This window comes from Polaribacter aestuariivivens, assembly GCF_005885675.1.
Classification (GTDB): Bacteria; Bacteroidota; Bacteroidia; order Flavobacteriales; family Flavobacteriaceae; genus Polaribacter; species Polaribacter aestuariivivens.
In genome coordinates, this window is the sequence record NZ_VANR01000003.1 from 320926 (window position 1) to 334783 (window position 13858).

Here is a 13858-nt window from a genome sequence, read left to right on the forward strand (position 1 = left end):
AGATGAAAAAAGAGTTGATAAAAGATGTTAAAAAAAGTTTTAAAAAACACTTTAAAACAAAACCTTTAATGGTTTTTTCTCCAGGTAGAATAAATCTAATTGGCGAACATACAGATTATAATGATGGTTTCGTTTTTCCAGCCGCAATTAATAAAGGAATTGGTTTAGCAATTCAAAAAAACAACGAAGAAAAAAGCAATGTTTATGCTTTAAATAAAGAAGAAATGTATTCTTTCAGTTTAAAAAACATACAACCTTTAGAAAATGGTGGTTGGAGAAATTACATTTTAGGTGTTGTATCCGAAATTCAAAAAAAAGAAATTTTATTAGAAAATTTCGATATTGTTTTTGCTGGTGATATTCCAGGAGGTGCAGGTATGTCCTCTTCAGCAGCTTTAGAAAATAGCGTAGTTTTTGGTTTAAATGAGTTGTTTAAATTAAACCTTACAAAACAAGAAATGATTTTAATTTCTCAAAAAGCAGAGCATAATTTTGCAGGTGTAAAATGCGGAATTATGGATCAATATGCAAGCATGTTTGGTGAGAAAAAAAGTGCAATTTTATTAGACTGTAGAACCATAAAATCTCAATCTTTTAAAATAGATTTTAAAAAATACAAATTGCTTTTAATCAACACAAACGTAAAACACGATTTATCTGAAAGTGCTTATAATGATAGGAGAGAGGTTTGTGAAAGTATTTCCGAAAAGCTTAAAATTACAGCATTAAGAGACGCTTCCAAAAACGATTTAGATGCTATTAAAACAGAAATTTCTGAAGAAGATTATCAGAAAGCCTTGTATATTATTGAAGAAAATGAGCGTGTTCAAAAATTTGCTGAAGCCATAAAAAATGATGAATTAAATGTTTTAGGGGAGTTATTATATCAATCTCACAATGGTTTAAGTAAACAATACAAAGTGAGCTGTAAGGAGTTAGATTTTTTAGTAAATCAAACAAAAGAAAATTCAAAAATTTTAGGAGCAAGAATGATGGGTGGTGGCTTTGGAGGTTGTACAATTAATTTAATTTTAAAGAAAGAAGTAGCAGCTTTTAAAGAAGAAATTTCTAAGAAATTTAAAAAAGAATTTAATAACGATTGTTCAATTTATCAAGTAAAACTTTCTGAAGGCACAAGGTTAGTCAACAAAAAATAAAAGAAATGAATTCAAATTTACAAGATTACTCACATAAAAGATTTAATATTTTAACAGGCGAATGGGTTTTAGTATCTCCACACAGAGCAAAACGTCCTTGGCAAGGTCAAAATGAAGAAGTAAGTAAAGAAAAAAGACCAGCTTATGACGACAAATGTTATTTGTGTGCAACAAATACCAGAATTAATGGAGAAATAAATCCAGATTATAAAGATGTTTTCGTTTTTACAAACGACTTTGCTGCACTTCAAAACGATTCACCTTCGTTCAATGTAAGTGAAGGCTTATTTAAAGCAAAAAGTGAAACAGGAATCTGTAAAGTAATTTGTTTTAGTCCAGATCACTCAAAAAGTTTGGCAGATATGGAAATTGAAGACATTAAAAAAGTAGTACACGCTTGGCAAAAAGAATATAAAGAGTTAGGTGAAAACGAAGCCATTAACTATGTTCAAATTTTTGAGAATAAAGGTGCTGTAATGGGTTGTAGTAATCCACATCCTCATGGACAAATTTGGAGTCAATCTACACTGCCAAATGAAGTTGATAAGAAAGATAAGCAACAAAAACTATATTTCTCAAAAAATAACAAAAGTCTTTTAGGTGACTATTTACAGCAAGAAATAGAAGCAAAAGAACGTATTATTTTTGAAAACGATGATTTTTTAGTATTCGTACCTTTTTGGGCAATTTGGCCATTTGAAGTGATGATTGCTCCCAAGAAACAACAAAAAAATATCTTGGAATTATCGGAAGATGGTGCAAAAAATTATGCAGAAGCTATATCTGTGATAACTAAAGCTTATGATAGATTGTTTAATACTTCTTTTCCGTATTCAAGTGGAATTCATCAAGCACCTACAAATGGATTAGATAACAGTCACTGGCATTGGCACATGAGTTTTTACCCACCATTATTAAGAAGTGCAACCGTTAAGAAATTTATGGTTGGCTATGAGATGTTTGGGTCACCTCAAAGAGATATTACAGCAGAAATTGCAGCAAAAAGATTAAAAGAACTTATTTAAAGACTAACCAACTTTAGTGAATTTAAAAAAGCAACATTTATGTTGCTATTTTTTTTACTTCAAAAAGATATAATTGTGTTTATCTGTTTGTTTTATTTGAAATTTAACATTTTATAATAGTATCATCTATTTTTAAAGTTTTTATGTCTATATCAAAGTAAAAAGTAAGCTCTAAATTTGATAAAATGTGAATATAGGTCTCTTTTTTTGAGGTTTTTAACCTTTGTTCATACGTTTAAATATACATTTTATCATGAAAAAAAATACCCTATTAATAGCTATTTTACTCTTAGCTATATCTACCATTTTTTATTATAATTTTTTGGAAAACAAAGAAGTTGTTGGTTTGGAAAATGAACATTTAGAGGAAGAGTATGAAGAAGAGCCAGAAGATGATTTTCCAACAGTAGCACCATTTATTCCAAGTGAATTAAAAGGAAAAGAGCTTGAAGAATATAAAGAATGGCGTCAAAAATTAAAAGAATCTGGAAATAAGTTTACAGATTTTAAAAACTTAGGTACTTCAAAAAAAGCCAATACTGTGAACTTCACAGCAACTAATTCCTATGCAAACAACAGTATTACAGGAACATGGTCTCAAAAAAACATATTAACTAGTGATCAAAACGGATACAGAGCAGATGGTTCTGCATACGACCCTGTAAATGATGAGTTGTACGTAGTTTCAACTCCAGGTCATTTATATAAAATTGATGAATCTGCAGATTTAAAATGGTCATTAAGAAATCACAAACAAAACTTTAGGGGAGATGATTTAGCAGGTATTAATTTACCAGATAATAGCTTTCGTTTGTTACATCAAAATCCTAATGGAGGAATGGAATATTCAGATGATGAGGGAAGAAGCTGGTCAACTGCTAACGGTGCTTTGTTTCAAAACTCATGGAATTTTACAACGGTAGTAACAAAAACTCCAACAGGTAGAAGAATTGTTGCTCATGGTGGAAATTATGACGGCAATAAAAGTTTTGATAATCTTTACATTTCTACAGATTATGGTTTGAACTATACAAAATCAAGTTTAAGCTTTGATAGAAGTGTTTTTGAAGTTGTTATTAATAAACCCCACAATAGTAGAAGTGTATATTGTTTTGCTAAAAGAAAATCAGACTCTAAAATTTTAGTATATAAAATGGAAGAAAATGACTCTGATTTCAAACCATTTGTGGCACCAACTCAAGTATTTTCTGGTAGTATAAAAGTATTTGGTACATTGTTAGGAGGTAAATACTATTTTTATATAAGTGCCGGAAATTCAGATATTTTTTATTCAGATGACGAAGCTAGAACTTGGACTCAAACAAGTAGTACAAATGACAGACCGTTAATGGACATTCACCCAAAACAACCATATGTATGTTATAAAGGGTTTTTAGAGCTAAACATGTCTACAGATTACGGTGCAACTTGGTCTAAAAACAATCACTATCTTAAAACTCACTACGTTTGGGATTTGCAACATATGAAAACTTATGATAGAGAAGATGGAGGTAATTTAACCTTTGTAGGCTTAGATTTTGGAAGTTATTACAGTACCAATCCTAGATTGTGGAATTCTTGGGTTTCTATAAATGAAGGTAGTCCAAATATACTAGCTTACGATGCTACAACTAGTGATAGGTTTAGTAGAATTTATACTGCAAACCAAGATAGAGGAACGCATGGTTTTAACGATGATGATGGAGGAGATGGAGTTTATGAAGCTTTAAATGAAGCGAACACAGATGTTCTTAGAGTAGCGCTTGCAAAAAATGAATCTTCAATTTGGCACTGGTATTATTATGGTACAATAGGTAGAAATAGCGTGCAAAATAGTGGTGGAGCAAATAATGTTACTTCAAAAGATTTTTATGGAAATTGGTGGGCAACAAGTATGGTGGCATCACCAAATTCTAATGAAGATGCTATATATATTCCATCAGGAGGAAATAGGTTAGAAAAATTTACTTACAGTGGTTCAACTATTGTGCGAACATACAACCCATTTGTTTTTCCAGGATCCGTAGTTAGTTTTGGGTATTCAAAGAAGAATACCAATAGATGGTATGCAGGTTTAAAAAATGGAACATTTTTTTATTCTACAGATGGTGGAGCAACATTTACAGAATCTTCATATACTGGAAATTGGCCTGGGCAAGACGATTCTTATAAGAAAACAAGACAAGTAATTGTTGCTAGTCCAAAAGACGAATCTACAGTTTATTACGCAGGAAAAGGAAGTGTATTTTTAATTTCTAATGATGGTGGTGTAACATTTACAAATCATAACACAGGTTTATCTGTAGTTAGATTTATGGACTTTGATATACACCCAGATGGAAAATTTATTTTTGCAGCCTGTGGTTATGATGGTGCTTGGGTGTATGCTGTTGAACAAGATAAGTGGTTTAGAATGACTGGAGATGCTGTGCCAGAAGTGGTAGAATTTTCAGATGTAGAATATATTACATCTAAAAATATTGTAAGATTTGCAACTTATGGAAGTGGAGTGTTAGATTTTTCAATTGATTTAAATTCGTTATCTACAAGCGATGTTTTTGATGAAGTAATAACTATAAAAGCCTATCCAAATCCAACATCTGGCATTTTTGAAGTTACTATCCCACAATCAATAAAAAATGTTAAAGTTAAAATATATGCAAGTGATGGTAAACTTGTTTCTGATAATAATTATGATGTAAATAATGGGAAAATAAAGGTAAATTTAGAAAAAGAAGTTGCAGGTATTTATTTTGTAAAAGTATTTCTAGAGAAACCAGTTTCTATAAAAATCATCAAAAAATAACGAGTACATAAAAGAAAATATGAAAATGAAAAAAATAATTTTCAAAGTAATAACATTGTTATTTATTCTTTTTGTAAAAATCTCTTTCGCACAATCAATTGTAGTAAAAGCAGATTCTTACAAACAAGATTTTAAAGGTGTAGGAACTTCTATCGGACTTTATATTTATCATCATTTTAGTATGAATAGTCCAAATCAAGAAAAGGCTATGAAATGGATCAATAAAGATTTGAATATGACATTTATTCAAGATTATATTCAATACTATCCTTCAAACACAGCTTATTATGATATTAGGGCAAATTATATTAAAGAAGCTAAAGTGTATCAACCTAATAGTCAGGTTGCCATGGTTTATGATAATTTTCCTGATGAGCTTAGAAAAGATAAAACAGTTTCTGGAAATGTGATTCGTATTTTAGATGTAACAAGAGCAGGTATTTATGATGAATTAGCAGACTGGTATTTTCAAAGTTTAAAGGGTTTTCAAGAAAGAGGGGTTGAGGTAGATATTTTAAGTGTTTGTAATGAACCAGATTTTACAAGACAACATCATTTCGGTTTTGGGAACCCAAAATACGGAGTTGGACGAATTTTACAAGAAGCAGTGCCAAAGTTGAAGGCTATGTTAGCAAATCCAGCTATAAATACAACAAACATAAAAGTTCCTTTAATTATGGCTCCAAGTAATCTTTCTACAGTTTCTTGTTTAGAGTATGTAAGATATTATAAGAATGATTATCCTTCAGCTTGGGCTCAAATAGATATTGTTGCAACGCATCAATACGCAGGAGGATATGATGAAACTACAATAAGAAACATTAAAAACGAATTAGATGGTAGAAGGTTTTACCAATCAGAAATGCATGCAGATCATAGTGATAATTTAAACCTAGGTAACCTTGTAGAAAGACCTCACAGAGCCTCTTTAGATCTATCTGGGCTTTTTAATGTAGCTATGAACAATGGTATAGAATCATGGTTTTATTTCGAAAATAATTACCCTCAAATATACCATCCAGGAGGTTTAATTCGTGTGCCTTGGGGTGGTGCACCAACACCTTATAAACACTATTATGCTTTTAAGCAAATTACTTCAAGGCAACCTTCAGTAACAAAAGTTTTAGACCTAAATTTAACCAATATAAAAACTTCTGAAGTTTCATCTTTTAGAAAAACTGATGGAGATTCTATTTACTTGAACGTGAGTAATTTTTCAGCTACAACAAAACAAGTTCCAGTTGAAATAAAAAATAATGCAAATATAAATTATAAAATAAAACACATCGAAGTTATTACTACAGATGCAACTAAAAATGCAGAAATTACACAAACCATAAATTTCCCCAATCCAATTACTGCGTTTAATTTGAATCTTCCTCCTTTTAGCATACAAACGCTAACATTTGCATTAGAAACCAACTCAAGTTTATCTACAGATTCATTTGTAACAAAACCAAATTTTAAAATTTACAGTGTAAATAATTCCTTAGAAATAGTACCGCTAAATGAGCAAAAAGTTAAGGTTGTAAAAGTTTTTTCAACAATAGGAAAAAAGATTGTTGAGTTAAATAATATACAAAATATTGAGAATGAAAAAATTACACTTACAAAAGGTATTTATATTGTTAAAATTGTAGATGAATTAGATAATTCTTCAGTTAAAAAAGTAATTGTAAAATAATTTTATTTCAGTGATTTTTGTTAAAATCTAATAATATCATCATTTTTTAATACTTATATCCATATATACATAAAAAACATCCATTTTTTTCCATTAAAGATATTTTAGTTTTATACAAATATAAAACGTCACATTATGAAAAAAATTACTTTATTGGCGGTAGTCCTATTAATACTACCATTTTTTATGAACGCACAAGTGCATTTTACATTTGACAGTTCCCAAGATGTTATGGGTGATATTGTTATTACTGCAGAAGGTACAAATACCCAAACTTTTACTCTAACAGAGTGGAGTAATGCAAATAATACCGAGTCTAGTGTAATGTCTTCTTCAATTGTTACAGATTACGAAAGAGGAAGTGTTTTAGAATTAGCAAATAGATATGAGTACGCAGCAGCATCATCATTACCAACTACAGGTGATTGGACAATGAGCTACTGGTTTAAATTAAATGAGGTTACCTCATACCAAAGCTATAAAACAGTTTTAAGATCACCTAGTGAATGTCATGTAGTAGATATTATAAATGTTTCTTGGAATGCAGGTAAATCTGCTTTATATTTAAATAAAATCTCTGGTTTAACCAATGATCAAGGAGATGCTTTCGTTCCAGGTGAATGGGTTCATTTAGTATTTGCTTTTGATGAATCTGAAAATGAAATTACATCTTATAGAAATGGTGTATTTTTAGAAACACAAAACTACGGAAATACATATCCTTTTGCTTTTCAAAATTACAATGCATGGGTAATTGGTGCTGATTTTGGAAACACACCACCTTCTAGATATGATGATTATATGATACATGATGGTATTTTAGATCAGGCAGCAGTTACTTCTTTATATAATAGTCAAGCAGTTTTATCTGTTGATGATAATGTTGCTTTAGAATCGGAAATTAGTTTATATCCAAATCCAGCACAAAATATGTTTAAGATAGAGGTTGTTGGAAATTTAAAAATATCTGACGTAACTGTTTACAATGCTATTGGTCAAAAGAAATCGTTAAGAGCTTCTGAATCAAATAAAAATGAATACGATGTAAGTAATTTAGCTTCAGGTTTATATATGGTTAAAATTAGTGATGAAAATGGAAACATCACCACTAAAAGACTTATAAAAAACTAAGTATTATTTATTTAGATTATAAAAACCCATTTTAAAATATTAAAATGGGCTTTTTGTTGGAGTATTTTTAGTTAACCTTTTTCTTGTAACTTCTTGGTGATTTGCCCATAAAGTTTTTGAAAATTCTAGAAAAGTATAGTGGGTCATTAAAACCAATTTTAAAGCTTATTTCTTTAATACTTAAATCTGTACAGTTTAAATATTCACAAGCTTTTTGTGTTTTCTTTAAATTGAAAAAAACCATAATTGGGTATCCCGTACTTTTTTTAAATTTTGTGTGTAAATAAGATTTTGAATAGTTAAACTTATCTGCAATTTCATCTAAAGTAAAATTTTTATCTAAATTATTTAGCAAGAAATTTTTTATTGAATTTACAATATTTTCGTTGTCATTAGAACTAATAGTAGAATCAAAATCGTGGTAAATGAAATTACTAATAAAATTTAAGCTCAGTAAATTTGCATACTCTATCTGGTTCTCTAAATTATTATGACTGAAAAGGGAAAAAATTTTCTCAAAAAGACCTATTTTTTCTTTTGAGAAAGACACATTTTTATAATTATTTATATCCGTATTTTTATATCTATTGTAAAGTTCTTCAGCAATAGAGCCTTTAAAATGAAACCAATAAATTGTCCATGGATCAGCTTGGTCTGCACTATATTCGTGCTTTACATTTTTTGGAATAATAAAAAACTCGTTCGGAGCAATTGGATATTTTATATCATCTAATATAATTTCTCCCTTACCTTTTGTACAATAAATAAAAATGTACTGACTAGATCCTTTTTTTCTTCTTCTGTAATGATTGTTTGCTTTTGGATAATGACCTAAGTCAGAAACATAAAATAATTTAGTAATTTCATTATTTTTTGCAATATTAATTATGGATTTAGGTAAAGAAATCATTTTTTGGCCTAAAAATCCTTCTTTTAAGGCTGTAGCTTCTGTCATTTTTTACTTATTAATAATTTTTTGCATTACAAATTATGTAAATATATAAAAATAATTTAAGTATTTAAGTCCATATAAAATTAATAAATAAAAAAAATAATTTTAATTTTTTGATTTACTTTAATGTTATTATTGGTTTTTAGAGGGTTTTTTGCGTTTGTTTTATGAAAAAAAAAATTAAAAAAGGAGTAATAAAGTCCATATATTGGGTTTTTATGTCTATTTATTGAGTTCTTTAAATTATTTACTTTGTATAAATAGCGCTTTTAAATTGTATTATTTATAAAAAAAGTAATTTAAAAATTAATAAATCAAAATTTTTAAGAATTTTATGTTTTAATTTTTCTAAAATAAAAACACTTTTTTAAGAAAATTATCTTTTTTCAGGTGCAATTCTAACAATTGTAACATGAGAAATCTAAAAATAAATTTTATAACATTTTTTTTATTGAATATTTTATTTTTTTCTTGTAGTTCGAGTGAAACTCAAGTGCCTGAAGAAGATGATAGGGGAGATGTAATTATTTCTCCTGAAATAATCCTAACAGTCAACACTAATGATGGCATAGATATAAATCCAGAAATTTTCGGAGTAAATAATGATTGGAGGCAGATAACCAATGTGGGTTTTTCAAACTTTTCAAATACTTTAAAAAGTATTAATTCAACTTTAATAAGATATCCTGGAGGTTGGGAATCTGAGTATTATAATTGGGATACAAACAGTACACCCAATTGGAATAATAAACCGAATGTTCCTGGTGCATCTATACAAACATTAAAAAATAATAGTAGTAATTACAGTATAGTTATACCAACTGCAGATGCAATGAATGAAGAAATTGGCTCCTCAAAGTTTAATATTGCAATAGAAAATTTAAAAACAACTGCAGAAAAAGCAATTACAAAATCAAATATAAAAGATGGTATTGTAGAAATAGGAAACGAATGGTGGTTGCAGTATGCAGGTGGTGTTACTAGGTTAGAAAAACTTAATAAATACACAAATATAGCAATGAATTTAGCAGAATTTATTGCAGAAAATTTTCCAAATAGAACTTTTAAATTGCTTGTAAATGGAGATTATACCCAGCCAAATGAGTTTACTTTAATGAAAAGTAAATTTACAAAGGCATACAATCAAATAGATGGTATTGCTTTACATACTTATGTAGGTTATCAATCTACTACACATAGTATGGCTAATTTAGAACAACGAATAAAAGAGTGTGCAAACAATTTTAATCCCCAAAAAAACTTTATTTATTTATCTGAATGGATGCCGTCAAGAGATTATAATGAAAGAGCTTTGTACATGCAGGCAGCAAACATTATTCCAGATATTATACAAATTTATGCAAGATCTGGAGCAAACGCAGCTGCTTATTGGTCCCCAATAAATAGTTCTATTCCAGGGTTAGGTTTAACAAACTGGAATTATTCTTTAGTCTATCCTGTAGGTCAAATATTTGGAGAGCTTGCTGAGTCTTACAAAGGAAAATCCCTAAAAACAACTTCTAATAAATTTCATATTTCAGCCTCTTTAAATGATAATGAAACTGTAGTTTTATTTATTACAGGTGGCAATCAGCCTTTTGCTAAAGTTGGTGTAGTGCTAGAAGGTTTTGAAATAGGTAGTATCGAAAGTGTAAAACGCTTTCTTCCTTCAAATTATTCAGAAACTAATAGGGCAGAACCTTATGTGGAAGAAATTTCGGAAGCAGTAATAAACAAAAACAATCAAGTTGTAGTTGCTATTAATAAAGAGTGTAAATATCAAATATACAAACTAGTTTTAAAAAGAAAATAAACCTTTTTGAGTAGTATTATCCATGTTTTTGATTTTAGCATCTATTTTATCAGTATTAATTTCTTTTATATTTGAAAACATTTATTATTTATAAGAATGAAAATAAAAATTTACAAACATAATATTGTCTATATTTTTACAGCGATTACACTTTTTTTCGCTGTAAAAACAAATTTATATAGCCAAACATTAGAAATTGTAATAAACCCCAACAAAAATTTTCAAAAAATAAAAGGGTTTGGTGCTTCAGATGCATGGCGTTGTCAGTTTGTAGGTTTGAATTGGCCAGATGAAAAAAAAGAAAAAATGGCTGAATTATTATTTAGCCAAGAATTAGATGATGAAGGAAATCCGAAAGGAATTGGATTGTCTTTTTGGCGTTTTTACATTGGAGCAGGTACTGCAGAACAAGGAAAAAACTCTGATATTAAAAATGAATGGAGAAGAGCAGAATCTTTCGTAGATGCAGATGGGAATTATGATTGGAGCAGGCAAAAAGGCCAACAATGGTTTTTAGAAAAAGCCAAATCTTATGGTGTAGAAAATTTTTTAGCATTTTCTATTTCAGCACCTGTTCATTGGACTTTAAATGGAAAGGGATATAATTCTGATTTAAAATCGGGACGAATAAATTTAAGAAAAGATAAGTTTGATGATTACGCCTCTTTTATGGTGCAATTTTTAAAATATTTTGATGATCAAGGAATTTCTTTTGATTACTTAAGTCCAATTAACGAACCACAATGGGAATGGGAAAAGAAAACTCAAGAAGGTACACCAGCAACAAATAAAAACGTTTTAGAGATTGCTAAATTAGTAAGTAATCATATCGAAAAAAATGATTTGTCTACTCAGATTGTAATAACAGAAGCTGCAGATTTACGTTTTCTATACTCAAATCATGGTAGATCTTCCAGAGGAAATCAAATAGATTATTTTTTTAATGATAATGTAAATATTAAAAATTTAGATAGAACAATTACTGGTCATAGCTATTTTACAACATGGCCTGTAGAAAATTTAATTGCTGTAAGACAAAACTTAAACAAGAAATTAAATAAATATCCCAATCTCGATTATTGGCAAAGTGAGTTTTGTATTCTTGAAAAAAATGATGATGTAAAAGGTGGTCCAAAAAGAGATTTAGGAATAGCAACAGCACTTTATGTTGCACGTGTAATGCATGCAGATTTAACTCTGGCAAACGCAAGTTCTTGGCAATGGTGGACAGCGATAACAAATGCAAATTATAAAGACGGACTTATTTATTTAGATACCGGTAATAAGGATGATATGTACAATTTAAATTCTTTAAAGTTTGATGGTAATTTTCACGAATCGAAACTATTATGGGCTTTTGGAAACTACTCTAAATTTATCAGACCAGGTATGGTGCGTGTAGAAACTTCATCAAATAATAAGCTTTCATTGAAAGAACAATATCAAAATGTAATGCATTCTACATATTTAAACCCAACAACATCAGAGTTGACTACTGTAATAATCAATTATAGTGATGAAGATGAAAAAATAAATTTTAAAAATTTAGATATTAATAAAATGTACGTGACTTCTTCTGATAAAAATTTAGAAAAAGTTTCAATAAATAAAAGTGATGATTTGGTTATTAAAGCAAAATCAGTAAACACAATCATAGGATATTTAAAAAAATAGCATGAAGAATATTTTTAAAATAACGATTAAATTAACGCTAGGTATTTTTATTACAGCTACAGTTTTACAAGCGTGTAAAAGTAAAAGTGTATCAGAAAAAAAAGAAGTTAAAAAACCTAATGTGGTTTTTATTCTTGCAGATGATTTAGGGGCACATGATCTTAGTTTTGCAGGAAGTAATTATTACGAAACACCAAACATTGATGCTATTGCAAAAGAAGGTGTAGAGTTTACTCAAGGATATGCTGCAGCACAAGTTTGTAGTCCCTCTAGAGCTAGTGTGTTAACAGGTAAAAACACAGCACGTCATGGAATTACAGATTGGATAGGTGCATTAACTGGAGAAAAGTGGGGAAAAAGACAAAATACCAAAGTATTACCACCAGAATATATTCATGCAATTCCAGAAGAAGATATTACACTAGCCGAAGCTTTTAAATCTGGAGGCTATAAAACCTTTTTCGCTGGAAAATGGCATGTAGGAGATGAGCCTTACTCGCCAGAAAATAACGGTTTCGATATTAATGTTGGTGGTTGGGAAGTTGGAAGCCCAAAAGGAGGCTTTTATGCACCTTGGGAAAATCCAAAGTTAGATTATAAATATGAAGGTGAAAACCTAACCAAAAGACTAGCTATAGAAACAGCAGATTTTATTTCTGCTAATAAAGATGAACCATTTTTTGCTTTCTTATCTTTTTATGCAGTTCATGGACCAATTGAAACTACACAAGAAAAGTGGAATAAATATCGAAACAAAGCAGAAGCACAAGGAATTTCAGAAAAAGGTTTTGAAATGGAGCGTATTTTACCCATAAGAACTGTTCAAGACAACCCTATTTATGCTGGTTTAGTAGAGTCTATGGATGATGCTGTTGGTGTAGTTTTAAAAAGGTTAAAAGAATTAGGTTTAGACGAAAATACAATTATTGTTTTTACTTCAGATAATGGAGGTGTTGCAAGTGGTGATGCTTTTTCTACTACAAATTTTCCATTGAGAGGAGGTAAAGGATATCAATGGGAAGGTGGTATAAGAGAACCTTATTTGATAAAAGCGCCTATGCTAAAAAATGCACCAAAATCTATTAATTATCCAGTTACTGGAGTAGATTTTTATCCAACTTTATTGGATTTGGCAGGCATTTCTAAAAGCGAAAAACAAACCATAGATGGTGTTAGTTTGGTTCCGTTATTAAAAGGTGAATCTTTAGATAATCGTGCTTTATTTTGGCATTATCCACATTATGGAAACCAAGGAGGAGAGCCAGTAAGTATCATTAGAAAAAATGAATATAAATTAATTCATTATTATGAAGATGGACGTGATGAGTTATACAATTTAAGTACAGACCCAAAAGAAGTAAACGATATTGCTAAAGAAAACGAAACTATTGCAAAAAATTTACGCACAGAATTAAATACTTATTTAAAAAGTGTTGATGCAAAAGTACCTACTGTAAATAAAAATTATGATGCTAAAAAAGCAGAAGAATTATACAATAGAAGAAAAACAAGGATGCTTCAAAATTTAGAAAATCAGCGTAAAAACTTCTTGAAGAAAGATTTTAAACCAAACGAAGATTGGTATAATAGCAGTTTAACCAAAGACTAATAATTTT

9 protein-coding genes are annotated in these 13858 nt (G+C 29.4%); 8 read left to right on the forward strand and 1 reads right to left on the reverse strand.

Annotated features, from left to right (window positions below):
* The first annotated feature begins 2 nt into the window (after nucleotides 1–2).
* The 5 genes from galK to FDT66_RS07445 all read left to right on the forward strand — a co-directional run bounded on the left by galK (nucleotide 3) and on the right by FDT66_RS07445 (nucleotide 7803).
* Nucleotides 3–1157: a galactokinase gene (gene galK / locus FDT66_RS07425; protein WP_138535536.1), complete on the forward strand. Its 1155-nt coding sequence runs from the start codon at nucleotides 3–5 to the stop codon at nucleotides 1155–1157.
* A 5-nt stretch (nucleotides 1158–1162) separates the two neighbouring features.
* Nucleotides 1163–2182 (forward strand): UDP-glucose--hexose-1-phosphate uridylyltransferase, encoded by a 1020-nt coding sequence (locus tag FDT66_RS07430; protein ID WP_138535537.1) that lies wholly within the window; start codon nucleotides 1163–1165, stop codon nucleotides 2180–2182.
* Nucleotides 2183–2435: 253 nt separating this feature from the next.
* A complete protein-coding gene (locus FDT66_RS07435; protein WP_138535538.1) occupies nucleotides 2436–4988 on the forward strand; it encodes a T9SS type A sorting domain-containing protein in 2553 nt (850 codons plus the stop codon).
* Between the two features lie 25 nt (nucleotides 4989–5013).
* Complete coding sequence (locus FDT66_RS07440; RefSeq protein WP_171032338.1) at nucleotides 5014–6672, forward strand: T9SS type A sorting domain-containing protein; 1659 nt, start codon at nucleotides 5014–5016, stop codon at nucleotides 6670–6672.
* Between the two features lie 135 nt (nucleotides 6673–6807).
* The gene (locus tag FDT66_RS07445; RefSeq protein ID WP_138535540.1) at nucleotides 6808–7803 is read left to right on the forward strand and encodes a T9SS type A sorting domain-containing protein; all 996 of its coding nucleotides are present in this window, start codon (nucleotides 6808–6810) and stop codon (nucleotides 7801–7803) included.
* A gap of 67 nt (nucleotides 7804–7870) precedes the next feature.
* On the opposite strand, the gene FDT66_RS07450 is transcribed toward FDT66_RS07445, so the two are convergent.
* Nucleotides 7871–8758 carry an AraC family transcriptional regulator gene (locus tag FDT66_RS07450; RefSeq protein WP_138535541.1) on the reverse strand — a complete coding sequence of 296 codons (888 nt, stop codon included), beginning with the start codon at nucleotides 8756–8758 and terminating at the stop codon, nucleotides 7871–7873.
* Between the two features lie 448 nt (nucleotides 8759–9206).
* On the opposite strand from FDT66_RS07450, the gene FDT66_RS07455 reads away from it, so the two are divergent.
* The 3 genes from FDT66_RS07455 to FDT66_RS07465 all read left to right on the forward strand — a co-directional run bounded on the left by FDT66_RS07455 (nucleotide 9207) and on the right by FDT66_RS07465 (nucleotide 13851).
* Entirely contained in the window at nucleotides 9207–10568 is a 1362-nt protein-coding gene (locus tag FDT66_RS07455; RefSeq protein WP_138535542.1) for a hypothetical protein, read from the forward strand.
* A gap of 96 nt (nucleotides 10569–10664) precedes the next feature.
* On the forward strand, nucleotides 10665–12242 hold the full coding sequence (locus tag FDT66_RS07460) for a glycoside hydrolase (protein ID WP_138535543.1): 1578 nt from the start codon (nucleotides 10665–10667) through the stop codon (nucleotides 12240–12242).
* A gap of 1 nt (nucleotide 12243) precedes the next feature.
* The gene (locus FDT66_RS07465) at nucleotides 12244–13851 is read left to right on the forward strand and encodes a sulfatase (protein WP_138535544.1); all 1608 of its coding nucleotides are present in this window, start codon (nucleotides 12244–12246) and stop codon (nucleotides 13849–13851) included.
* Nucleotides 13852–13858: the final 7 nt, after the last annotated feature.